Origin of the sequence: Neisseria sp. 23W00296 (assembly GCF_044772855.1) — a bacterium.
Taxonomy (GTDB): Bacteria; Pseudomonadota; Gammaproteobacteria; order Burkholderiales; family Neisseriaceae; genus Neisseria.
This window is the reverse complement of record NZ_CP173024.1, coordinates 999,111-1,022,136: the sequence shown is the minus strand read 5'-3', so window position 1 is coordinate 1,022,136 and position 23,026 is coordinate 999,111. Positions and strand designations below refer to the sequence as shown.

Sequence of the window (23,026 nt, the reverse complement as noted above, 5' to 3'; positions counted from 1 at the left end):
GTTGGGAATAATTTACTTATTGCAGGACAGTGTAGGCAAAAAGCAAAGACGCCCTTTCAGACGGCCTCAAAAGGAGCAGGCGCAAAAAAGGCCGTCTGAAAAAGGCTTTATGCCTTTCAGACGGCTTCTGATGCACCCAACTCCTGTTCAGCGGCTTAACACGGCAGGTGCGAAGCGCAGCACGGCATCGCGCAGCTGGATCAGTTTGCCGTGGAAAAAATGTCCGGCCTGCGGCAGCACGACCACGGGAATGTCCTGCGGCGCCGCCCAGTCGAGCGACTGTTGCAGGGCGACGACTTCGTCGGTTTCGCCGTGTATCAGCAGCGTGCGTTCGGGATGCGGCGCGTCGGGTTCGCGTTCGCGCTCGTAATGGCGCACGGCCGGCCCCATCAGCAGCAGCAGGTCGGGCGGGCATTTTTGCGCGGCAAACAGGGCGACATAGCCGCCGAAGGAAAAACCGGCAATCGCCAGCTTGGCCGCCTGCGGATGGCGGCTGCGGGCAAACGAGACAACGGCGCAGCAGTCGTCGGTTTCGCCGCGCCCGTAATCGTGTCCGCCGCCGCTGCCGCCGACGCCGCGCAGATTGGGCAGGTAGCAGTGGAAACCCAGCTTCGCCAGCGCCTTGGCGGCCGTCTGAATCACTTTGTTGGTATTCGTGCCGCCCTGCAGGGGATTGGGATGGTTGATCACGGCCACGCCCTGCTCCGCCCCCTGCGCGGGCAGGTAGATGGTTTCGAGAACGCCGGCCGGGCCGGGGATGGCGATGGTTTCGGGAGGGGTCATGTCTGTTCCTTATCGTTCGGGGCGCGGGATTGTACGGGCGGCGGCGCGGGTTTGTCCATCGGGCGCGGCGGCGGCTTTCAGACGGCCTGCCGCCGTTTTGCCGCGCGCCCGCTGCGGCGGATAAACGGTATAATCCGCCGTTTTTTTCACGCACACCCGTCTGCCATGTTTGAAAACTATCTGCATCAGTTCGGCCTTTCCTTTATGGCCTTTTTCGCCATCATGAACCCCGTGTCCAGCCTGCCGGTCTACCTCAGCCTCACCGACGGCGACGACCGCCGCACGGCGCGGGCTGTGGCACGCAAAGGGCTGCTGATTGCCTTTACCATCGTGGCCGTATTCGCCTTTGCCGGACGCTTTATCTTCGAAATGTTCGGCATCACCCTGCCCGCGCTGCGTATCGCCGGCGGCATCCTCGTCTTTCTGATCGGCTTTCATATGGTGCAGGGCAACCGCTCGCCGATGCACCGCCAGCCCGCCTCGGCCGACCCCGCGCCTGCGGCGGACACGCGCTACGAAGACAAAATGAACGTAGCCATTTCGCCGCTGGGTACGCCGCTTTTGGCCGGGCCGGGCACGATTGCCACCTCCATGAACCTCTCGGCGGGCGACTCGCTCTCGGGCACCGTGGTGGTGGTGGCCGCCTTCTCGCTGCTGTGCCTGATTACCTACACCCTTTTTGTCTTCGCGCCGAAAATCACCCGCCTCTTGGGCAAAAACGTGATGAACGTGGTGACGCGGATGATGGGTCTGATACTGGCCGTTATCGGCACGCAGATGCTGATTGCAGGCTTGAAAGGCGCGTTTCCCCTGCTCAACTGAACGCGCATCCGCAAAGGAAAAGGCCGTCTGAAAACGTTCAGACGGCCTTTTTGCACACCATGCTTCATGCCTTCCACGGCAGCCACAGCCGCGCCAGCACATACATCGCCAGCCCGATGCCGCCGAGCAGGAAAAACACAATGCCCTTTTTGCGCGCGTTCGGGCAGAACACATAAACGGCAAGGCTGAAGCTGAAAAACATCGCCGCCACCACCCACACCAGCCTGCGGTCTTGGAAGCGGTTGAGCGTGTAGCTCTCGTTCATCACCACATACATCTGCCACAAACCGGCGGCACACATGGCAAACACGCCCGCAGGCAGGAAAAACAGTCCGAGAAGTTCTTTGCTCATATTGCTGAGGCCGTCTGAAAAAAGCGCGATTATACGGCAGCGGCAGACGCGGCCAAAGCGCGGCTTTTTTCAGACGGCCTTGTCATGCCCGCGCGTAAACGTTTGCGCTTCCGAACCAAAGAGGCCGTCTGAAAGCGCGAAACGGCTTTTCAGACGGCCTGATGTCCTACTTCTCCCGCCACACCGGCAGCGCACCGAAAGCCTGCGCCGTCGGCATGATTTCGATGGCGTTCACATTCATGTGCGGCGGGCGCGTGTAGAGCCAGAGCGCCGTGTCGGCGATGTCCTGCGCGTTGACATACTGCGTGCCCGCGTACACCTGCTCTGCCCGCACGTTATCGCCCTTGAAGCGCACATTGGAAAACTCCGTACCGCCGCACAGCCCCGGTTCGATATTGCTCACGCGCACGCCCGTGCCCTGCAAATCCGCCCGCAGGTTCAGCGAAAACTGGCGCACGAAAGCCTTGGTCGCGCCGTAGACATTGCCGCCGGGATAGGGATACGTGCCCGCAATCGAGCCGATATTGATGACGTAGCCGCCGCGCCGTGCCACCATCTGCGGCAGCACCTGCCGCGTCAGATAGGCCAGGCCGAGGATGTTGGTTTCAACCATGGTTTCCCAGTCGGCAAAATCCGCTTCGTGCGCGGCGTCGAGGCCGAGGGCAAGGCCGCCGTTGTTAATCAGGCAGTCGATTTCGGCAAACTCCGGCGGCAGCTGCGCCAGCGCGGCGGCTATCGAAGATCTGTCGGCCAAATCCATTTGCAGCGGATAAAAATCCGCGCCCAAACTCTCCCGTATCGCCTGCAAACGCTCCAAACGTCGCGCCGCCCCGATCACTTTATAACCCGCGCGCACAAACGCCGCGCACATCGCCTCGCCGAATCCGGCCGACGCGCCGGTAATCAAAACCGCCATTTTCCCAACTCCTTCATAAACAATTTAAATCGGATTTTCAGGTATCATGCGCGCCCCTAAAAACATCAAATAATTAAGGAACAAACATGAACCCACTCAAAGCGGCCGCCCTGCTGCTCCTGCTCGCCGCCTGCGGCGGACAGCCTGCGGGCGAACCGAAAGGGCCGGCCTCGCAGGAGCGCAGCGCCGCCTTCAAACGGATGATGCCCGAATTCTCGGCCATGGGCAAAATGGTGAAGGGCGACGAAACCTACAACGCCGCCAAATTCCAAGCCGATGCCGCCGCCTTCGCCGATGCCGCGCAAAAACCTTTCGAGCACTTCCAAAACGACCCGCAGGGCAACGGCGACGCCCTGCCCGCCGTGTGGCAGCAGCCCGAGGCCTTCAAGCGCGAGCAGGATGCCTTTCTCGCCGCCGTGGCCGAGTTGAACGCCAAAGCGCAGGGCGGCAGTCTGGACGATATCAAAGCCGCCTATTCCGCCGCCGGCGCAAGCTGCAAATCCTGCCACGACAGCTACCGCCGTCCGAAATAAAAATCCGAAACAGAGGCCGTCTGAAAGCCGTTTTCACTTCGTTGGAGCTGCGTTTTCAGACGGCCTCCTATCCTTGAAAGGCCGTCTGAAAACGCGGATAATCGCGCCCTTTCCACGCCGCAAAAACAAAGGTATTCCGATGACTTCCCCTCTGGCAAACGCAATCCGTTTCCTCTCTGCCGACGCAGTTCAAAAAGCCAATTCAGGCCATCCGGGCGCGCCGATGGGCATGGCCGAAATGGCCGAAGTATTGTGGACGCAGTTTCTCAACCACAACCCGGCCAATCCCAAATTCTATAACCGCGACCGCTTTATCCTCTCCAACGGCCACGCCTCGATGCTGCTTTACAGCCTGCTGCACCTTACCGGCTACAACCTCGGCATCGACGATTTGAAAAACTTCCGCCAGCTGCACAGCAAAACCCCCGGCCACCCCGAATACGGCTACACCGACGGCGTGGAAACCACCACCGGCCCGCTCGGACAAGGCATTGCCAACGCCGTGGGCATGGCTTTGGCAGAAAAAATCCTCGCCGCCGAGTTCAATAAAGACGGCCTGAACATCGTCGACCACTACACTTATGTCTTCATGGGCGACGGCTGCATGATGGAGGGTGTGTCGCACGAAGCCTGTTCGCTGGCCGGCACGCTCGGCTTGGGCAAACTGATTGTGCTTTACGACGACAACAACATCTCCATCGACGGCAAAGTCGACGGCTGGTTCACCGAAAACATCCCTGCGCGTTTCGAGAGCTACGGCTGGCACGTCGTGCCCAACGTCAACGGCCACGACACTGCCGCGATTCAGACGGCCATCGAAGCCGCCCGCGCCGAAAGCGGCAAGCCCTCGCTGATTTGCTGCAAAACCCTGATTGGTAAGGGCAGTGCCAACAAAGAAGGCAGCCACAAAACCCACGGCGCGCCTTTGGGTGCGGACGAAATCGAAGCCACGCGCCGACATTTGGGCTGGAACTACGGCGCGTTTGAAATCCCGCAGGAAATCTACGATGCTTGGAGCGCCAAAGAAAAAGGCGCGAAACTCGAAGCCGCGTGGAACGAATTGTTTGCACAATACCAAGCCAAATTCCCCGCCGAGGCCGCCGAGTTCGTGCGCCGTATGGAGCGCAAACTGCCCGACAACTTCGATGCCTACGTTCAGACGGCCTTGCAGGAAGTCTGCGCCAAAGGCGAAACCATCGCCACGCGCAAAGCCAGCCAAAACAGCATCGAAATCCTTGCCAAAGAGCTGCCCGAACTGGTGGGCGGCTCGGCCGACTTGACCCCGTCCAACCTCACCGACTGGTCAAACAGCGTATCCGTAACCCGCAACGGCGGCGGCAACTACATCCACTACGGCGTGCGCGAGTTCGGCATGGGCGCGATCATGAACGGCCTGTCGCTGCACGGCGGCGTGCGCCCCTTCGGCGCGACCTTCCTCATGTTCAGCGAATACCAGCGCAACGCCCTGCGTATGGCCGCGCTGATGAGAATCAACCCCATCTTCGTGTTCACCCACGACTCCATCGGCCTAGGCGAAGACGGCCCGACCCACCAGCCAATCGAGCAAACCGCCACCCTGCGCCTGATTCCCAACATGGACGTATGGCGGCCGTGCGACACCGCCGAATCGCTGGTAGCCTGGGCCGAAGCCGCCAAAGCCGCCGACCGCCCCAGCACGCTGGTTTTCAGCCGCCAAAACCTGAAATTCCTGCCGCGCAGCAGCGAACAGCTTGAAAACATCAAACGCGGCGGCTATGTCGTTTCCGAAGCGGCAGGCGAAGCCAAAGCCGTGATTATCGCCACCGGCTCGGAAGTTGAATTGGCCCTGAACGCGCAAGCCACCCTCGCCGCCGAAGGCATCGCCGTGCGCGTGGTGTCCATGCCCTCAACCAATGTGTTCGACCGCCAAGACGCGGCTTACCGCGCCGCCGTATTGCCCGACAACCTGCCCAAAGTCGCCGTAGAAGCAGGCGTGTCCGACGGCTGGTACAAATACGTCGGCACCAACGGCGCAGTACTCGGCCTCGACCGCTTCGGCGAATCCGCCCCTGCCGACGAGTTGTTCAAACTGTTCGGCTTTACCACGGAAAACCTGGTTGCTACGGTGAAATCCGTTCTCTGAGGCCGTCTGAAACGTCCGAATCCGTTTAAACAAAGCAGCAACAGGCCGTCTGAACCTTTTCAGACGGCCTCAACACAGGAAAAATCATGAACGCCACGCAGTTAATCGAAAACCTCACCCGCATCGTCGGCCAAAAACACATCATCACCGACCCTGCCAAAACCGAACAATACCGCCAGGGCTACCGCTTCGGCGAAGGGCAGGCGCTGGCGGTGGTGCGGCCGGGCACGCTGCTGGAAATGTGGCAGATTTTGCAGGAATGCGTCGCCGCCGACGTGATAGTCATCACCCAGGCTGCCAACACCGGCCTCACCGGCGGCTCGACTCCCAGCGGCCACGATTACGACCGCGACATCGTCATCGTCAACACCATGCGCATCGACATCATCCAGCCGATTAACGGCAACGAACAAGTCGTCTGCCTGCCCGGCGCCACGCTCAACCGGCTTGAGATGCTGCTCAAGCCGCTCGGGCGCGAGCCGCATTCCGTTATCGGCTCGTCGTGCATCGGCGCATCGGTACTCGGCGGCGTGTGCAACAACTCCGGCGGCGCATTGGTGCAGCGCGGCCCGGCCTACACCGAAATGGCACTGTTTGCCGAAATCGACAGCGAAGGCCGTCTGAACCTCGTCAACCACCTCGGCATCGATTTGGGCAGCACGCCCGAAGAAATTTTAAACAACCTGCAAGGCTGGCACTACCAGCAAAAAGACATCGACCCCAACGCCGGCAAAGGCCACGACCACGCCTATTGCGACCATGTGCGCCAAGTGGACGCGCCCACCGCCGCCCGCTTCAACGCCGACCCCGCCCGCCACTACGAAGCCAGCGGCTGCGCGGGCAAACTGATGGTGTTTGCCGTGCGCCTCGACACCTTCCCGCAGGAAAACCATACCGCCGTGTTCTACATCGGCACCAACGACATCAACGAACTCACCGACATCCGCCGCGCCGCACTCTCCGAGTTCCAGAGCCTGCCCGTTTCCGGCGAATACATCCACCGCGACGCGTTCGACATCGCCGCCGTATATGGCAAAGACACCTTCTACGCCATCAAAAAATTCGGCACCCACCAACTGCCCAAACTGTTCGACCTCAAAGCCCGCGCCGACCGCATCGGCAAAAAAATCCCGTTTCTGCCCAAACACTTCACCGACAAAGCCATGCAGTTTGCCAGCCGCTTCATGCCGCAGCACCTGCCGCAATCCCTGCGCGACTACCGCGACCGCTATGAGCACCACCTGATTCTCAAAATGGGCGGTGCAGGCGTGGAAGAAGCCCGCGCGTTTCTGAAAAATTACTTCGCCAACCACAGCGGCGCATATTTCGAGTGCAACGCCGAAGAAACCCAAGCCGCCATGCTGCACCGCTTTGCCGCCGCCTCCGCCGCCGTGCGCTACCGAGCCGTACACGATAAAGAAGTCGAAGACATCGTCGCCCTCGACATCGCCCTGCGCCGCGACGACAGAGACTGGTTTGAAACCCTGCCCGACGAAATCAACAGCAAAATCAGCCACAAGCTCTACTACGGCCACTTTATGTGCCACGTTTTCCATCAAGACTACATCGTCAAAAAAGGCCACGACTGCATGGCACTGGAACACGAAATGCTGCACCTCTTGGACAAACGCGGCGCGCAATACCCCGCCGAACACAACGTCGGCCACCTCTACGAAGCCAAGCCCGAACTCAAAGCCTTCTACCGCAAACTCGACCCCACCAACAGCTTCAACCCCGGCATCGGCCACACCTCGAAAAAGAAAAACTGGGCAGAGTAAGGCTTTCAGACGGCCTTTTTCCACCGCCAAACCAAAGGCCGTCTGAAAACGGAAAACCCCTTTTTCAGAAACGTCATCCCCGCGAAGGCGGGGACGGCCGCCGCTTCCACAAACCCAAGCAAAAGGAAACCAATATGGGCACCCCGCAAACCGCCATCATCCCCGACACCATCACCGCCGCCATCTATATAGAAGCGGACGTGCTCGACAAAGAACAGACCAAAGCCGCCTGCCGCCAAGCCCTCGCCGCCCTCGACGACTGCCGCAGCCGCTTCCCCGACCACAAACTCGGCATGACCATCGCCTTCGGCGCCGATTTCTGGCACAGCCTCGGCCACGAAAACGAAGGCCGCGAAATCCGCCCATTCATGCCCCTGGGTAACGGCCTCTGTCCCGCCACCCAGTGCGACCTCATGATCCACATCCAGTCCGAACACACCGGCCTCAACTACCTGCTGGCCGAACAGGTTGCCGCCGCATTCGGCAACAGCATCCGCATCGAAAACGAAACCCACGGCTTCCGCATGCCCGAAGAGCGCGGCCTCGACGGCTTTGTCGACGGCACGGAAAACCCGCACGGCGAAGAAAAAATCGCCGCTATCGGCACCATCGCCCAAGACCAACCCGACGCGGGCGGCAGCTACATCGTCCTGCAAAAATACCTGCACGATCTCAAAAAATGGAGCGGCATCAGCGTCGCCGAACAAGAGCAGGCCGTCGGCCGCAGCAAAGCCGACAACATCGAATTTGCCCGCGCCGACCGCCTGCCCGACTCCCACCTCGGCCGCACCAACATCAAAGAAAACGGCGCCGGCCTCAAAATCGTCCGCCGCAGCCTGCCCTTCGGCTACATCAGCGGCGAACACGGCCTGCAATTCATCGCCTACTGCGCCACCCTGCACAACATCGACGAACAGCTCAAATTCATGTTCGGCGACAAAGACGGCAAAATCGACCTGCTGCTGAAACACATGTCCGCAGCCGTACGCAGCGCCTACTACTACGCCCCGAGCATCGAGCGGCTGGCCGATTTGTAAAACGCGCAAAAAGCCCGAAAGGCCGTCTGAAAAACATCAAAACGGGTTTTCAGACGGCCTCATTCAGATACAGAAGGCCGTCTGAAAGCCGCTTCCGCTTTTCAGACGGCCTTTTGTTTTGGATAAGGCCGTCTGAAAACATAAAAAGCAGCCCGAACGCGGTAAAACCGCTTTTCAGGCTGCTTTAGGGTATTCGGGCTGCCTATTCGCCCAACTGTGCCGCCGTCTGCTGCGCCCAGGCCATGGTTTCGGCGAAAGCGGGACGTGCGGTGTGGCGTTCGATATAGGCGGCGAACACCGGATCGGCATCGAGCACCTGCATGTTGCGGGAAAAGTGCAGCAGGAGGGCGGCATAGTACAAATCGAGTGCGCTAAAGCGGCCGCCGACAATATAGTCGTGTTCGGACAAATGCTTGCGCAGCACGCCGAAGGCTTCCTCGAAGCTGCCGTAGCCGATGCCGGTGTGGAATCTCGGATGGTCCGACGGGCGGTCGAAGAATTTGTCCATGCAGGCGTATTCGAGCTGGATGCTGAAGCACAGCCAGCGGTAGTATTCGCCGCGCTCGATGCTTCCGGCGGCGGGAATCAGGTTTTTCTCGGGAAACTGCTCGGCCAGATAGGTGATGATGGCAATGGTTTCGGTGAGTATGGTGCCGCCGGCTTTGAGTGCGGGTACTTTGCCCAAGGGATTGACGGCCAGATAGTCCGCTTCGTGCAGCTTGGCGGAGGACAGCGGCACAATAGTGCACGGCGCGGCGCATTCTTTGAGCATCCACACGGCATAGGTGCCGCGCGAAAAGGGAGTGGTGTAAAGGGTGAGTTCGGGGTTAGGCATCATGCGCTCCTGTGTGTGGTGGGAAAGCGGCGATGATAGCAGACAGGACGTCGGCATTGCCCGCAGATTTCGTTTTCGGGAAAATACCGTTCCGCCACACCGCCTTTTTACACACAGGCATCGGCTTCAAACAGCGGGCAAATGCGCCCAAGCCGCCCCATTTGTTTTCAGACGGCCTCCGCATACCGTTGCCCTGCCCTTTCCCAAGCGCAGGACAAATATGCCCAGCCGACCCGCCTGTTTTCAGACGGCCTTATTCAGATGCAAGAAGCCGTCTGAAAGCTCCGTTCCTCAGTTCAGACGGCCTCCGCCAACCCATAGCGAAACCATGTTCACCGACACCCACGCCCACCTTGCCGATTCCCGACTGGCCGCCAGGCTTCCCGCCGTGCTGGCGCAGGCCGCCGCGGCGGGCGTCACGCGCTTTTTCGTGCCCGCCACCGGCCGTGGCGACTGGCAGAGCGTGCTCGCGCTGGCCGCACCCGCCATCGTCCCCGCCATCGGCATCCATCCCTGGTTTGCCGACAGCCACGGCGCGGCGGACATATCGCAGCTCGACGCCCTGCTGAGCCGCCACGCGCACGCCCTCGTCGGCGAAGCGGGTTTGGACTACCGGCACGCAGCCGACGATGCCGCACGGCAGACGCAGCGCGCCATCCTGTCCGCCCAACTCGATCTGGCCGCGCAACACGGCCGCGCCGTGCTGCTGCACAACGTCCGCGCGGGCGCGGATCTGCTGTGCCTGTTGCAAAAACACGGCATACGGCGTGGCGCCGTCCACGCCTTTTCCGGCAGCCTCGAAGAAGCGCACGCCTTTATCCGCCAAGGCTTGAAAATCGGCATCGGCTCGCTGCTGCTAAATCCTTCGGCCAAAAAAGCCCGCCGCGCCGCCGCCGAACTGCCCCTCTCCTCGCTGGTTTTGGAAACCGACAGCCCGTTTATGCTCAAAGACGCCGCCAACACCCCCGCCAACATCCGCACCATCGCCCAAACCGTCTGCACCCTGCGCGGCATCGGCCTGACGGAACTTGCCGAGGCTGCGGAAAACAATGCGTCGCAGCTGCTGGAAAACCCAAAGGCCGTCTGAAACTGCCAAACGGGCTTTCAGACGGCCTCCGATCCTTGCGGGCAGCTGTTTACGCCAGCACCAGCACCGCTTCGGCCTCCACCTGTACGCCCTTGGGCAGCGCGGCCACGCCGACGGCGGCGCGGGCGGGGAAGGGTTGGGCGAAATATTCGGCCATCACTTCGTTGAACACGGCAAAATTGTCCAAGTCGGTGAGGTAGGCGTTGAGTTTGACGATTTGGTCGAGCGAGCCGCCCGCCGCTTCGGCCACGGCACGCAGGTTTTTGAACACCTGATGCGCCTCGGCGCGGAAATCGCCGCCGCCGGTGACGGTCATGGTGGCGGGATTGAGCGGAATCTGGCCGCTCAGGTAAACGGTGTCGCCCGCGCGCACGGCCTGGCTGTATGCGCCGATAGCGGCGGGGGCTTGGTCGGTGTGGATGATTTGTTTGGCCATCGTTAAAATCCTTTCGCATAAAAGTAGCGTATAGTAACATTTTTTAACCGAAACCGAGACAGCGGCCGTCAGGCCGCTCCCGCCTGCACCCCTTTCGGGCATCAACGCGGGAACGACGTTTCTGAAAACAAAGCCCCAACCAAGCCAAAACGCGGCGGCACGCTCCGCGCAACAAAGGAAAGCCCATGCTGGACCAGCCCCTACCGAAAATCTTTCTGTTCGTTCCCGGCAACAAGCCCGAGCGGATACCCAAAGCCTTCGGCATCGGTGCGGACGAGGTGGTGGTGGACTGGGAAGACGCGGTGGCCGAAAACGAAAAAGCCGATGCCGTGCGCCATATGGAAGCCTATTGCGCCGACCCCGCCGCCCGTCCGGTGTGGCTGCGTATCAACGCGCCCTCCTCTCCCCGCTTTGCCGCCGATTTGGCCGCGCTCTCGCAGCTGGACGCGGTAAAGGGCGTGGTGCTGCCGAAAACCGAGCGCCCCGCCGACATCACGGCGGTGCACCACGAATGCGGCAAACCGGTTATCGCCGCCATCGAAACGGCCAAAGGCATGCTCAACCTGCCGCAGCTGGCCTTCGCGCAGGGGCTGCACGCGCTTTCCTACGGCTGCCTCGATTTGTGCGGCGAATTGGGGCTGACGCACGGCACCCCCGCCGCCGACACCTTTTTCAACCATCTGCGCATCGAGCTTCTGCTGCACAGCCGCCTCAACGGCCTGCACCCGCCGATAGAAACCGTATTCCCCGATCTTGCCGACAACGACGGCCTGCGCACCTTTACCCGTTTCTGGCGCGACATGGGCTTCGGCGGCATGCTGTGCGTCCACCCCAGGCAGGTGGCCGTTACCAAGCTGATGATGCTGCCCGCGCCAGAGGAAACCGCCTTCGCCGAAAAAGTGCTGGCCGAAGCCGAACGCAACCCGTCGGCGGTGTTTCAGGTAGACGGACGGATGGTGGACGCGCCCGTTATCGCGCGGGCGAAAAAGCTGCTCGGCAGGATGTAGGGGCTGTTGGCAATCAACCCTGAGGCCGTCTGAAAAACACAACGCCCAAGGCCGTCTGAAAAACACAACGCCAAAGGCCGTCTGGAAAAACCCGCCGCCGCACGGCGCACCGGTTTTTCAGACGGCTTTTTTCATACACAGACGGATTAAGACCATGTTTTACATAAAATTCCATAAACCATTCATAATTGCCTGTTTTATTAATACCGATTAATAAAAGTTATCATGCGGCAATATACGCCGGTTTTCTATGTAAATTTTGCAATTTCTTATTGTGTTTTACCAAATCTTGCGGATATATTTGCGCCGGGTTTGCAAAAAACGGCAATACCTTAACAGTACAAGTGAATCGGAATCACAAACCAGAGGATTATCTTGATGAAACATACCAAACTTTATGCCTGCCTCATCGCCGCTGCAGCGGTTACCGCACCTTTGTCCGCACACGCCGCCTACAACGTGTACAGCAAAGACGGCCTGACACTCGACATCGGCGGCAACGTCACCGCCCAATTCAGCAAACGGCACAACCGTTTCACTTACACGCACGATTCTTCGCGCTACTACTACAACTACGACCTGAGGCAATGGGAAAACGCCCAAACCAACCACGACATCGAAACATCCGACCGCCGTTCCCGCCTCGGCTTCGAGCGCGGTTCATCCTGGCTGCAGTTCCGTGGCCAGCAGCGCATCAACCAGGACTGGCGCGCCACCGGCACGGTACAGCTGGGCTACTATAAAGACGACCTGAACCTCACCGCCGCCAACGTCGCCCTCGACCTGCGCAACGTCGGCAGCATCTCCTTCGGCAAACAGTTCCTGCACTCGGGCTACGTCACCCGCACCGGCACCTACTACCCGCTCGAATACTTCGGCAACTCCTCCATCCGCGCCGACTACACCGGCGTGCCCGAGTTGCAGGTCAGCGCCTACCACCTCTTCCCCTCGCAGGACGACGTGCGCAAAACCGACAACGTCAACGAAATCCAAGGCAACGGCATTTCCGCCACCTACCGCCTGCGCATCGCTCCCGACCACAGCATCCGCTTCGGCGCGGGCTACACCCAAAGCAAACGCAATTCCGCCGACAACGTCAAATGGGCATCGAAAAAGAAACACGCCGCCGCAGGTTCGATCGAATACAAATACCGCGATTTCACCATCGCCGGCGACATCGGCTATGAAAAAGAGAAAATCGACATCGCTACACTGGGACAAGCCCGCTCGCGCTATTACGGCCTGAAAGCCGAATACGCCTTCACACCGCGCTTCAAAATGGCGGCAGGCTACGGCGTGAAAAACACCAAGAAAACCGCAGGCTCGCTGGGCGCGTTCAACACCAACGCCGCATGGAACCAGCCCGACTTCATCGCCGCCAACGAAGAATACGTCTTCCCGAAAATCAAACGCCGCAAAGCCTACCTGAAAGCCGACTACGACCTGCGCGAAAACGTCACCCTCTACGGCCGCGCCGATGTGGAAACGGTGAAAAACTACGTCGACGACGGCGAGTTCTCCAAACGCCGCCGCAACGAATTCACCGGCGGCATTTCCCTGACTTTCTAACCGCCACCGCATACACCCGCACCGGCTGCAAACGCAGGCAGGCCGTCTGAACACCATCAAGACGGCCTGTTTGCACACTGTGGCGCACGCCCGCAGCCTGCGATAGGAACACCGGAGAACACCATGAAAAAAACAAAACTGTCCCTGCTGCTGGCGCTGGCGCTGACCGCCCCGCAGATTGTTCAGACGGCCTCAGCCGCCGAAAGCAGCGAGCGCCCCGCCAACCCCTATGCCGCAGAATACGGCTATCCCGCAACCCGCGTCAGCCAAGATGAAACCGACCGCTTTGAAACCGGCGAATACGGCGATCCCGGCCTGCGCACCAACAGCCGCAACGAAACCGTCGACCCCGAAATCCGCAAGCTCAAACGCGACGACGGCATCGACCGCTACTACGGCGACACCCACGTCGACAAATACCGCTGGTTGGAAGATGTTGACCGCATCGAACCCGAACACCGCTACGAAACCAGCGAAGACCGCAAGCGCAACCTCTTCGGCACCAACTGGGAAGACCCCGAACTCGACAAACGCCGCACCGGCATGGAAACCGTGCGCAACGAGCAGGGCGAAGTGGATAAATGGGTGAACGCGCAAAACGAAGCCACCCACAACTATCTGAACAAAATCCCCTATATCCAAGAAATCGGCAAACGCATCGACAAGCTGATGGACTACGAATACCTGTATTTCGACTACGACCGCGAATACGGCAAGCTCCATTACGCCCGCTACCCCGACGGCTATTTCCGCCTGAGCAAAAAAGGCGCCGACGGCAAATCCCAAGTCATTCTCGACGAAAAAGAACTCTCCAAAGACGGCTACACCCAGATTGCCAACTACGCACTCAACAGCAACGGCAAATATTTCGCCTACGCCACCCGCGACGGCGCTTCGGATACCGACCACAAAGAGCTGTATGTGCTCGATACCGAAACCCTGAAAACCCGCCACATCACCACCAATATCCATGTGGTGGATGCCGGCGGCACGTATGGCTACCCGCTGGAGTGGAAAGACAACAACAATCTGTATTATGTCCGCTCCCACGGCGGCTGGACGGATCTGATGCTGCACCGGATGGACAAAAACGAGTTCAACGACCCGATTATTATGAAGGCGTCGGACTACGACATGACGCCCGACAGCTTCTGGATTGAAGACGACCGCTATCTGATGGTGCAGGGCTCTTTGGGCAGCATCAGCAACACCCTGCTGCTGAAGGATTTGAAAACCGGCCGCTGGATTCAGATCCACAACCGCAAGATGTACGACAAAATCAACAAAGCGGATGCGTTTACCAACTATACCGCCGCCAAGTTCGTCCGCCTGGATGGCAATTATATCTATGTGATTTCCGAAGATAATTCCGAGTTTGGCGAACTTCTGAAAATCGACATCCGCAGCCCGCAGAGAAAACGCGAAGTGGTGATTCCCGCGCGCGAGAACCACCGTCTGACTGCCGGCGTGTACCAAAGCGGCCACTATCTGATGCAGTATTACTCTGCCGGTTACGATTCGCTGGCACTGTTTGACGAAAACGGCAAATTCGTCCGCGACATCACCCCGGTTGCCGGCGGCAACATCAGCAGCCTGACCGCCTACGACTCCGGCGACAAAGACGCCGAAGACAACCGCCCCAAAGGCACGCTCGCGGCCAACGAAAAAGACTACAAGCGCTATGTGTGGTTCTACTACCAAAACAAGGTAACGCCGGCCACCACCTACCGCTACAACGTTGAAGAAGACAAATTCTTCGGCGTCAAACGCCGCGATACCATTCCTTTCGATGCCGACAAATACGAAATGCGCACCGTATCCTATCCGTCCAAAGACGGCACCATGGTGCCCATCGTGATCAGCCACAAAAAAGGGCTGAAACTCGACGGCAAAAACCCGACCATTCTCTACGGTTACGGCGGTTTCAACGTCGATGCCTACCAGGGCAACTTCACCACCGCAGCCGCAGCCTGGATGCAGAACGGCGGCGTTTACGCCACCGCCGGCCTGCGCGGCGGCAAGGAGTACGGTTCCAAATGGCACGACGCGGGCAAGCAGCTCAACAAGCAAAACGTTTTTGACGACTTTATCGCCGCCGGTGAATTCCTGATTAAGGAAGGCTATACCTCCAAAGACTACCTGTCGATTTCCGGCGGTTCCAACGGTGGCCTGCTGGTCGGCGCGACCATGGTTCAGCGTCCCGACCTGTTCCGTGTCGCCATTCCCGAAGTCGGCGTGCTCGATATGCTGCGCCACGACAAAATGTACCGCACCGACTACTGGATCAACGAATACGGTATGGCTGAAGACAGCAAAGCGATGTACCAGAAACTGCTGTCCTACTCGCCGTATCACAACGTGCGCGACGGCGTCTGCTACCCCTCCACCATGGTAATGACGTCCAAACGCGACGACCGCGTGGTACCGTCGCATTCCTACAAATTCGCCGCCATCCTGCAGGAGAAGCAGTCGTGCATGCGGCCGGTATTCCTGAATGCCGCCGAGCGCCACGGCCACGGTGACAACACCCGTGCGGAAACCAAGCGCGAGATGAAGGAAAAATTCGCCTTTATCCTGCACGAAATGGGCGTGAAGTCACTGCCGCCCGTTCCCGACAAAGAGCCTCAGGCGCAGGAAAAGAAATAAAGTATCCCTTGCTTTCAGACGGCCTGAAACCGCAGCAAACGGTTTCAGGCCGTTTTTGTAGGCGTCGGAACGCATGGCCGGAAAATGCAATAAGGCCGTCTGAAAGCACCAAACAGGCTTTCAGACGGCCTCTTTAAGCTGCGGACAATGACGGACGGCAGCCAAAAAACCTATCCGCCCGCTCCCGACACAGAAACCGAAGCGGCGGCAAAAATGTGCGGCACAAATTCCGCCTTTCAGACGGCCTGAACCCGTTTGCCTCGCTTGCAGGCCGTCTGAAAAGCATCAGGCGCACGTTGACGGAACACGCAATAAGGCCGTCTGAAAGCACCAAACAGGCTTTCAGACGGCCTCTTTAAGCTGCGGACAATGACGGACGGCAGCCAAAAAACCTATCCGCCCGCTCCCGATACGGAAACCGAAGCGGCAGCAAAAATGCGCGGTACAAATTCCGCCTTTCAGACGGCTTCAAACCGTTTGCTGCGGTTGCAGGCCGTCTGAAAGGCGGCAGGTGCGCGTTGTCGGAAAACGGAATAAGGCCGTCTGAAAGCACCAAACAGGCTTTCAGACGGCCTTTATGTCAAACGGCGGCCGGAAATCTAAGCCCCCGTTCCCCGTTGCAAAAACCATTCGCCGAACGGCCATTCGATGCTGTCGAGCAGGTTTTTGGTAATCAGGCCGAGTTCGGTGTCGCCTTCGATTTGCAGTTTGCGGTTGAAGAACAGGGTGTCGGGGTCTTCTTCGCGCAGCATCATGCGCATGAAGTCGATGCCGTTGGCGGCCAGGCGCAGGTCGGGTGTGCCGTCGAAGCCGCCGGCGGTGAATTTTTCGCCGTTGGCGCTGAAACGGACTTTGACGCCCGCGTCGAGTACGTCGATTTCGAATTTGCGCCCGTCAAACAGGCTCATGTCGGCGGGCAGCAGTCCTTTTTTCAGCATGATGTTGAGGGTGGCGACGAGGGCGAAGCGGGGCGGGGCTGCGGGCAGGATGCCGCCGATTTTCCCCGCCCACACGGGCAGGGTGATGTCAGGCAACGGCATGGTTTTCCTCCATGATGCTCTGTACGGCGGCGATGCCGGCCTGGCCGCGCCAGTAGCCGTCGACCAGTGTGCCGGTGGACAGGGCGTCGAGTTCTTTCATGGCGTCGGCCAGGTCGGTTTGGCCGTCGAGCACGTCGCGGTGCAGGCGGATGATGTCGGCCATGCCGTGCATCTGCGGCGACAGGCGCAGGATGTCGATGCCGATTTTTTGCAAATCGCGGTGGTGCGGCAGCAGGTTTTGGCAGCCGTAGGACATGGTTTGAATGCCGTTGATGGTGAGGAAGGGCTGGCCTTCGCGGGTGTTCATGGTCATGCCGTGTTCGTAGTCGAGGCAACGGAATTCGCAGCTGTCTTTGTTGAGGTTGTAATGGCGGGCGGTAAAGCAGCGCGAGGAGTAGGCAAGCGGCATTTTGCCCCAGGCGAAGAGTTCGGTTTCGAGGCCGTCTGAAACGGCGGCGGCGGCCACGGCGGCGACTTTATCGCGGTTCAATTCGGGCTGGGGTATCCAGCGGAAGGCGCCGAGGCTTTTGAAAAGGCGCAGGGTGCTTTCGTTGTAGATGTTGAGGCTGGCGCCGGCGACGATAGGGATGCCGTGTTCGCGTGCGAGTTTCACCGCGCCCATGTCGTTGGCTTCGACTTTGAATTTGTCCTGGCCGGTGATTTTGCGCAGGCGTTTGAGGTCGGATTCGCTTTCGAGCAGCACCTGCGAGGAGAGGATGACTTCTTTGCCGCTGTCAGCCAGGTCTTCGGCCAGGCCGTACCAGTCGGCAAAACGCATTTTCTGGCGGCGCGAGCAGACGACTTCGCCGAGATAGACGGTGTCGATCGGGGCGTCGAGCAGGCCGGCGTAAAATTCGAGCAGGGCTTCTTTCTGCCAGAAAAAAAGGATGGGGCCGAGGGAGAGTTTCATCGGGTTCATCGTTGTCTGTTCCTTTATTTCCACGGGCGGCTGTATGCGCCGAGGGTGGTTTGGTGGCCTTCGGACACTTTGCTTAACGCGCTGTCCCACGCGGGGTTGATTCTGAAACGGGCGGGATCGGCAGCGGCGGCATCGAGCGCCTGACGCAGGGATTTGGTGACTTGCGCGGTGTACATCGGGCTGCGCTGGCGGCCTTCGATTTTCACGGCGGCCACGCCGATTTTGATGATTTCGGGCAGCATTTCCAGAATATTGAGGCTGGTCGGCTCTTCCAGCGCGTAGTAGGTTTCGTCGTTCACTTCAAAACGGCCTTTGCACAGCGTGGGATAGCCTGCCGGTTCGTTCGGGTTGTAGCGGTCGATCAGGATGCGGTTGAGGCGCACGTCCATGCGGTCGGGCAGCTGCTCCCAGCGCACCGCTTTGGCCGGCGAACACACGCCCTGCATATTCGGCGACTCGCCCGTGGCGTAGCTCGACAAAATGCAGCGGCCTTCCACCATGACGCACAGGCTGCCGAAGCCGAATACTTCGATTTCGACGTCGGTGTGGTCGATAACGTGTTTCACCTGGTCGATGGTCAGCACGCGCGGCAGCACGACGCGGCGCACGTTGAACAAATCCTTCATCAGGTTGATGGCTTCGTAGTTAGTGGCCGAACCCTGCACCGACATGTGCAGGCGCAAATCGGGATAGCGGTTGGCGGCATAGGCCATCACGGCGGGATCAGCGACAATCACCGCGTCCGCGCCGAGCAAAACCGCCGTGTCCACCGCCGCCTGCCAACGCTCCACCTGCCCCGCCTGGGCGAAGGTGTTGATGGCCATCAGCACCTGCCGTCCGCGCGCGTGGGCGTATTCCACCCCCTCGCGCGCCGATTTCATGTCGAAATTCAGGCCGGGGAAATTGCGCGCGTTGGTCGCGTCTTTCAGCCCCATGTAAACCGCGTCCGCACCGTTGTCCACCGCCGTTTTCATGGAGGGCAGATTGCCGGCGGGGCAAACCAGCTCGGGAATTTTTCTCATACCGTGTTCCTTGTAAAAACCAATGTCAGCCAAAGAAAAGCGGCAGGAATTTTGTTAAAATCGCTTAACAAATCCGCCGTGAAAACCTTTATCACAAGCAAATGCACAAAATTTCATCATTTGCTGATTAATTTATTTATCGCGTTTATTTATTTTTACAATATTTACCGCACTTGGCAAGCGCAAAGGCCGTCTGAAAATCTTTCAGACGGCCTCCAACACGGCAAACCAAAGCCGGAAACCTGCAAAAAACTCCGCAGATACAGACGGATAAACCCATGTTCAAACACAAGGACAAACCATGAGCGCAACAGACACCCGCCCCCTGCTCGAAGTTGCCGCCGGCATCGTTTTCAACGAAAACGGCGAATTCCTCCTCTCCTCCCGCCCCGCAGGCAAACCTTACGCGGGCTACTGGGAATTTGCCGGCGGCAAGGTCGAAGCGGGCGAGAGCGCGGCGGATGCGCTCAAACGCGAGTTTGCCGAAGAGCTGGGCATAGACATCCGCCGCGCCCTGCCCTGGCTGGTGAAAATCCATTCCTACGAACACGCCCGCGTGCGCCTGCACTTTTTCCGCGTGCCCGCCGACGGATGGGCGGGCGGCATACAGGCCAAAGAAGGCCAGAGCTGGGCGTGGCAGAAGGCGGGGTATTTCACCGTGTCGCCCATGCTGCCCGCCAACGACGCTTTGCTCAAAGCCCTGTCCGTGCCCACTGCGCTGACAGGCCGTCTGAAAGACGGGTTTTACGGCGCAAACGCCGCAGGCGCATACCGCGCCGTGCCGCCAACCCGTGCGGCGACCGACGACAAAAACCTGCTGCTGACCGCCGCCGGATACCTTTCAGACGGCCGCCCGAGCGCTGCCGAAAGCCTGTGGATTGCCGTAGGAAACGCGCGGGAATTTGCCGAAGTCCGCGATGCGGCCGACGTGATTGTCTGGCACGTCGGCACGCATGCCGACGCGCAAACCGTGCTCGACACCCTGCACGCGGGCACGCCCGTACCGCTGGTTGTCAGCACCGACGCGGACACGGCGGCTCAATACGGCGCAGACTGGCTGGCGGCAGGGGCGCAGGCGGTGGCCGCAGAGGAGCAGCCGTAGCGGCACTGAAAACAAAAGGCCGTCTGAAAGCGTTTCAGACGGCCTCTGCCTATATGGTTGCACCTTATCGGAGCTTTGTTTTCAAACGGCCTTTTTGTCCAGTTCGGACAGCAACGACACCAAATCTCCCGCGCAGCTTTGCGCTTTGGCCGCCACCTGTTCGGGCGTATACAGCGCAGGCGACGTGCCGTGGAAATAAAAGGGATCGATATAGTTCATCTGCGTATAGTAGGCTGTTTGTTCGATGTTTTTGCACAACTCGCCGACACGGAAATGGGCGATGCCGTCGGCGCGGTAGTCTTCTTCGGGCGAGCCGATGGTGATGCTCGGCACGAAGTGGCGGCCTTTGAGTTTGTCACCGCCCGTGCCGTAGGCAAAGCCGTAGGTGAACACGCTGTCGAAGTATTGTTTCAAAATCGCGGGCATGTTGTACCAGTACATCGGGTATTGGAAAACAACGGTTTGATGGCGCGTCAAAGCCTGCTGCTCGGCTGCGGCGTCGATGCAAAAATCGGGATAGAGCGCGGCGATGTCGCGGATTTCGTCGCCGGGACGCGCGGCTTTGAGATGCTCGATAACGGCCTTGTTGGCGACGGATTTTTGAAAATCGGGATGGGCTAAAATAACGAGTGCCACGGTTTGTCCTTTCGGTTTGCGTTGGAAACGGCGCGGATTGTAGGCAGCGGCCGCAGTCGGTTCAATAACTATCCTTTTGTATAGTTGGGAAAAATGGAACACACAAAAACGGAATGCAGAAGCGACGCCTTCGGTTTCAACGGCAAAACCTATCCCTGCACGCTCAGCGTGGCGATGGATTTGGTCGGCGGCAAATGGAAGGCCGTTATCCTCTACCACTTGCAGGACGGCGCCAAACGCTTCGGCGAGCTGCACGCGCATCTGCGCGACGCCACGGAAGCCGTGTTGAGCCGCAGCCTGAAACAGCTCGAGCGCGACGGGCTGGTATCGCGCCAAGTGTTCGGCAGCAGGCCGCCGCTGAAAACCGAATACGCGCTCACGCCGTTCGGCGCAAGCTTCCTGCCCGTGCTCGCCGCGCTCACCGAATGGGGCAACCGCGCGGTGGTCGAGCGCGGCAGCTTTATCGGGGAAACGGAATAAGGCCGCCCTGCCCCGCCGCTGCGGGTGCACAGTTTGTATACAAATTCCGGTCATTTTGCAGTGCAAGATATTTCATCATGCCGAGCGGCGTAAGCGATTAGAATAAAGGCCGTTCCCGCCTTGGCGGGAATGACGTTTCTGAAAGCGCAGCTTCAACGAAGTTCAAACGCAGCTTTCAGACGGCCTCTTCCCGACAACCAACACACACACTCCTCAAACATGGCTTCCTTCCTCGACAAATCGCGCACCGTCGCCCCCGCGGGTTTCAACCGCTGGCTGGTGCCGCCCGCCGCGCTGGCGGTTCACCTTTCCATCGGCCAGATTTACGCCTATTCCGTATTCAACGCGCCGCTCACCAAAATCCTCGGCATCAGCGAATCCGCGCCCGGCGACTGGTCGCTGGCCACCGTCGGCTGGGTGTTCAGCATCGCGCTGGCGGTGCTGGGCGCGTCGGCCGCGCTGTTCGGCACCTGGATGGAACGCGTCGGCCCGCGCAAGGCGATGTTTGTCGCCGCTATCTGCTTCGGGCTGGGCTTTCTCGTTTCCGCCATCGGCGTGCGCGAACACAATCTGTGGCTGCTCTATCTGGGCAACGGCGTACTCGGCGGCGTGGGGCTGGGCTTGGGCTATATCGGCCCCGTTTCGACGCTGATGAAATGGTTTCCCGACAAGCCGGGCATGGCAACAGGGCTGGCGATTATGGGCTTCGGCGGCGGAGCGATGCTGGCCTCGCCGCTCTCGGTAGCGCTGATGGACTTTTTCAAAACGCCCTCGTCCGTCGGCGTGGCGGAGACTTTTCTCGTACTCGGCGCGTTTTATTTCGTGTTTATGATGTTCGGCGTGTTCGCTATCCGCGTGCCCGCGTCCGACTGGAAACCGGCGGGTTTTGTGCCCAAAGCGGCGAAAAAGCTGGTGAGCGCCAACCACGTTACCGCCGCGCAGGCAGTGAAAACGCCGCAGTTTTACCTGCTGTTTTGGATACTGTGCCTGAACGTCACCGCCGGCATCGGCGTGCTCGGACAGGCTTCGGTAATGATTCAGGAAATGTTTTCCGTGCACTCCGTCGGCGAAGGCGCGGCGGTGGGTGCGGCGGCGGCGGCGGGCTTTGTCGGCCTGCTGAGCCTGTTCAATATGGGCGGACGCTTTTTCTGGTCGAGCATTTCCGACCGCCTCGGCCGCAAGCCCACCTACAACCTGTTTTTCATCCTCGGCGCCCTGCTCTATTTCGCTATCCCCGCGCTGGGCGAAAGCGGCAGCAAAACGCTGTTCATCATCGGCTTCTGCATCATCATTTCCATGTACGGCGGCGGCTTCGCGGCCATGCCCGTTTACATCAAAGACCTGTTCGGCACGCTGGAAGTGGGCGCGATACACGGGCGCGTGCTCTTGGCCTGGTCGACCGCCGCCGTGCTCGGCCCGGTGCTGGTGAACTACATCCGCCAAAGCCAGATCGACGGCGGCGTGCCGCCCGCGCAGGCATACAGCGTCACCATGTACATCATGGCCGCCCTGCTGATTGCCGGCCTTGTCTGCAACCTGCTCGTGCGGCCGGTTAACGAAAAACACCATGCCGACGGCAGCCGCTACCGCATCCCGCACCAAGTGCCCGCCGAAAGCGCGTTTGAAGAAGCGGCGCAGGCGGCGGAGGAAATCGCCCACAGCGGCGGCCGCGTGAAGCTGCGCTGGCTGATTGTCTGCGTGCCGCTGGCCTACGGCATCGTTATGACGGGCGTGAAAGTGGCCGGGCTGTTCGGCTGAAGCCGTTCCCGCCTTCGCGGGAACGACGTTTCCGAAAGCGCAGCTTCAACGAAGCGAAAGCGCGGATTCGTCCCAAGCAGCAAAAGGCCGTCTGAAAACCCTTTTTGAGGTTTTCAGACGGCCTTTCTGCGTCTCTGCCGCTGCGG

Annotated in this window: 23 protein-coding genes; 13 read left to right on the top strand and 10 right to left on the bottom strand. The window is 59.7% G+C overall.

Translation table 11 applies throughout. From position 1 onward, the window contains the following. Nucleotides 1-147: 147 nt before the first annotated feature. Both ACG2K1_RS05140 and ACG2K1_RS05135 read right to left on the bottom strand, forming a co-directional pair. Nucleotides 148-783, bottom strand: a complete 636-nt coding sequence (locus ACG2K1_RS05140; protein ID WP_009426924.1) for an alpha/beta hydrolase — start codon at nucleotides 781-783, stop codon at nucleotides 148-150. A 9-nt stretch (nucleotides 784-792) separates the two neighbouring features. Continuing rightward, nucleotides 793-969: a hypothetical protein gene (locus tag ACG2K1_RS05135; RefSeq protein WP_157058145.1), complete on the bottom strand. Its 177-nt coding sequence runs from the start codon at nucleotides 967-969 to the stop codon at nucleotides 793-795. Between ACG2K1_RS05135 and ACG2K1_RS05130 the strand changes: the two genes are divergently transcribed. Beyond that, nucleotides 949-1,605 carry a MarC family protein gene (locus ACG2K1_RS05130; protein WP_395428418.1) on the top strand — a complete coding sequence of 219 codons (657 nt, stop codon included), beginning with the start codon at nucleotides 949-951 and terminating at the stop codon, nucleotides 1,603-1,605. The genes ACG2K1_RS05135 and ACG2K1_RS05130 overlap by 21 nt on opposite strands. Before the next feature lie 64 nt (nucleotides 1,606-1,669). Here ACG2K1_RS05130 and ACG2K1_RS05125 read toward each other — a convergent pair whose 3' ends face one another. Continuing rightward, nucleotides 1,670-1,957, bottom strand: coding sequence for a hypothetical protein (locus ACG2K1_RS05125; protein ID WP_009426921.1), 288 nt, complete (start codon nucleotides 1,955-1,957; stop codon nucleotides 1,670-1,672). Between the two features lie 166 nt (nucleotides 1,958-2,123). Further along, nucleotides 2,124-2,873, bottom strand: coding sequence for an SDR family oxidoreductase (locus ACG2K1_RS05120; RefSeq protein WP_395428417.1), 750 nt, complete (start codon nucleotides 2,871-2,873; stop codon nucleotides 2,124-2,126). 86 nt (nucleotides 2,874-2,959) lie between these two features. Between ACG2K1_RS05120 and ACG2K1_RS05115 the strand changes: the two genes are divergently transcribed. The 4 genes from ACG2K1_RS05115 (at nucleotide 2,960) to ACG2K1_RS05100 (ending at nucleotide 8,343) form a co-directional block, all read left to right on the top strand. Beyond that, nucleotides 2,960-3,406 (top strand): c-type cytochrome, encoded by a 447-nt coding sequence (locus tag ACG2K1_RS05115; protein WP_395428416.1) that lies wholly within the window; start codon nucleotides 2,960-2,962, stop codon nucleotides 3,404-3,406. A 139-nt stretch (nucleotides 3,407-3,545) separates the two neighbouring features. Further along, nucleotides 3,546-5,528 carry a transketolase gene (tkt, locus tag ACG2K1_RS05110; protein ID WP_009426917.1) on the top strand — a complete coding sequence of 661 codons (1,983 nt, stop codon included), beginning with the start codon at nucleotides 3,546-3,548 and terminating at the stop codon, nucleotides 5,526-5,528. 86 nt (nucleotides 5,529-5,614) lie between these two features. Then, nucleotides 5,615-7,306: a D-lactate dehydrogenase gene (gene dld, locus ACG2K1_RS05105; protein ID WP_009426916.1), complete on the top strand. Its 1,692-nt coding sequence runs from the start codon at nucleotides 5,615-5,617 to the stop codon at nucleotides 7,304-7,306. Nucleotides 7,307-7,440: 134 nt separating this feature from the next. Beyond that, nucleotides 7,441-8,343, top strand: a complete 903-nt coding sequence (locus ACG2K1_RS05100; RefSeq protein ID WP_009426915.1) for a Dyp-type peroxidase — start codon at nucleotides 7,441-7,443, stop codon at nucleotides 8,341-8,343. A gap of 202 nt (nucleotides 8,344-8,545) precedes the next feature. Here ACG2K1_RS05100 and ACG2K1_RS05095 read toward each other — a convergent pair whose 3' ends face one another. Then, nucleotides 8,546-9,181, bottom strand: coding sequence for a glutathione S-transferase family protein (locus ACG2K1_RS05095; protein WP_009426914.1), 636 nt, complete (start codon nucleotides 9,179-9,181; stop codon nucleotides 8,546-8,548). 325 nt (nucleotides 9,182-9,506) lie between these two features. Here ACG2K1_RS05095 and ACG2K1_RS05090 point away from each other — a divergent pair, with 325 nt between their 5' ends. Beyond that, nucleotides 9,507-10,265 carry a TatD family hydrolase gene (locus tag ACG2K1_RS05090; RefSeq protein ID WP_009426913.1) on the top strand — a complete coding sequence of 253 codons (759 nt, stop codon included), beginning with the start codon at nucleotides 9,507-9,509 and terminating at the stop codon, nucleotides 10,263-10,265. Nucleotides 10,266-10,314: 49 nt separating this feature from the next. On the opposite strand, the gene ACG2K1_RS05085 is transcribed toward ACG2K1_RS05090, so the two are convergent. Continuing rightward, on the bottom strand, nucleotides 10,315-10,701 hold the full coding sequence (locus tag ACG2K1_RS05085) for a RidA family protein (RefSeq protein WP_395428415.1): 387 nt from the start codon (nucleotides 10,699-10,701) through the stop codon (nucleotides 10,315-10,317). A 185-nt stretch (nucleotides 10,702-10,886) separates the two neighbouring features. On the opposite strand from ACG2K1_RS05085, the gene ACG2K1_RS05080 reads away from it, so the two are divergent. From ACG2K1_RS05080 to ACG2K1_RS05065, 4 genes are all read left to right on the top strand, one after another. After that, on the top strand, nucleotides 10,887-11,708 hold the full coding sequence (locus tag ACG2K1_RS05080; RefSeq protein WP_009426911.1) for a CoA ester lyase: 822 nt from the start codon (nucleotides 10,887-10,889) through the stop codon (nucleotides 11,706-11,708). A gap of 378 nt (nucleotides 11,709-12,086) precedes the next feature. Beyond that, nucleotides 12,087-13,277 carry a porin gene (locus ACG2K1_RS05075; RefSeq protein WP_395428414.1) on the top strand — a complete coding sequence of 397 codons (1,191 nt, stop codon included), beginning with the start codon at nucleotides 12,087-12,089 and terminating at the stop codon, nucleotides 13,275-13,277. Between the two features lie 123 nt (nucleotides 13,278-13,400). Continuing rightward, the gene (locus ACG2K1_RS05070; protein ID WP_395428413.1) at nucleotides 13,401-15,923 is read left to right on the top strand and encodes a prolyl oligopeptidase family serine peptidase; all 2,523 of its coding nucleotides are present in this window, start codon (nucleotides 13,401-13,403) and stop codon (nucleotides 15,921-15,923) included. 215 nt (nucleotides 15,924-16,138) lie between these two features. Then, nucleotides 16,139-16,282, top strand: a complete 144-nt coding sequence (locus tag ACG2K1_RS05065) for a hypothetical protein (protein ID WP_402838943.1) — start codon at nucleotides 16,139-16,141, stop codon at nucleotides 16,280-16,282. 240 nt (nucleotides 16,283-16,522) lie between these two features. Here the strand turns inward: ACG2K1_RS05065 and ACG2K1_RS05060 are convergent, their stop codons facing one another. Genes ACG2K1_RS05060 through ACG2K1_RS05050 form a run of 3 tightly spaced genes read right to left on the bottom strand, consistent with a single transcriptional unit; the run spans nucleotide 16,523 to nucleotide 18,904 of the window. Continuing rightward, complete coding sequence (locus tag ACG2K1_RS05060; protein ID WP_395428412.1) at nucleotides 16,523-16,963, bottom strand: SCP2 domain-containing protein; 441 nt, start codon at nucleotides 16,961-16,963, stop codon at nucleotides 16,523-16,525. After that, the gene (locus ACG2K1_RS05055) at nucleotides 16,950-17,882 is read right to left on the bottom strand and encodes a U32 family peptidase (protein ID WP_395428411.1); all 933 of its coding nucleotides are present in this window, start codon (nucleotides 17,880-17,882) and stop codon (nucleotides 16,950-16,952) included. Before ACG2K1_RS05055 ends, ACG2K1_RS05060 begins: the two co-directional genes overlap by 14 nt. A 14-nt stretch (nucleotides 17,883-17,896) precedes the next feature. Then, nucleotides 17,897-18,904: a peptidase U32 family protein gene (locus ACG2K1_RS05050; protein WP_395428410.1), complete on the bottom strand. Its 1,008-nt coding sequence runs from the start codon at nucleotides 18,902-18,904 to the stop codon at nucleotides 17,897-17,899. 301 nt (nucleotides 18,905-19,205) lie between these two features. On the opposite strand from ACG2K1_RS05050, the gene ACG2K1_RS05045 reads away from it, so the two are divergent. Continuing rightward, nucleotides 19,206-20,006 carry an NUDIX domain-containing protein gene (locus ACG2K1_RS05045; protein ID WP_395428409.1) on the top strand — a complete coding sequence of 267 codons (801 nt, stop codon included), beginning with the start codon at nucleotides 19,206-19,208 and terminating at the stop codon, nucleotides 20,004-20,006. Between the two features lie 81 nt (nucleotides 20,007-20,087). Here the strand turns inward: ACG2K1_RS05045 and ACG2K1_RS05040 are convergent, their stop codons facing one another. Further along, nucleotides 20,088-20,642 carry an NAD(P)H-dependent oxidoreductase gene (locus tag ACG2K1_RS05040; protein WP_395428408.1) on the bottom strand — a complete coding sequence of 185 codons (555 nt, stop codon included), beginning with the start codon at nucleotides 20,640-20,642 and terminating at the stop codon, nucleotides 20,088-20,090. A gap of 93 nt (nucleotides 20,643-20,735) precedes the next feature. On the opposite strand from ACG2K1_RS05040, the gene ACG2K1_RS05035 reads away from it, so the two are divergent. Both ACG2K1_RS05035 and ACG2K1_RS05030 read left to right on the top strand, forming a co-directional pair. Beyond that, complete coding sequence (locus tag ACG2K1_RS05035) at nucleotides 20,736-21,122, top strand: winged helix-turn-helix transcriptional regulator (protein ID WP_395428407.1); 387 nt, start codon at nucleotides 20,736-20,738, stop codon at nucleotides 21,120-21,122. A gap of 219 nt (nucleotides 21,123-21,341) precedes the next feature. Continuing rightward, on the top strand, nucleotides 21,342-22,880 hold the full coding sequence (locus ACG2K1_RS05030; protein ID WP_009426902.1) for an OFA family MFS transporter: 1,539 nt from the start codon (nucleotides 21,342-21,344) through the stop codon (nucleotides 22,878-22,880). Nucleotides 22,881-23,026 lie beyond the last annotated feature (146 nt).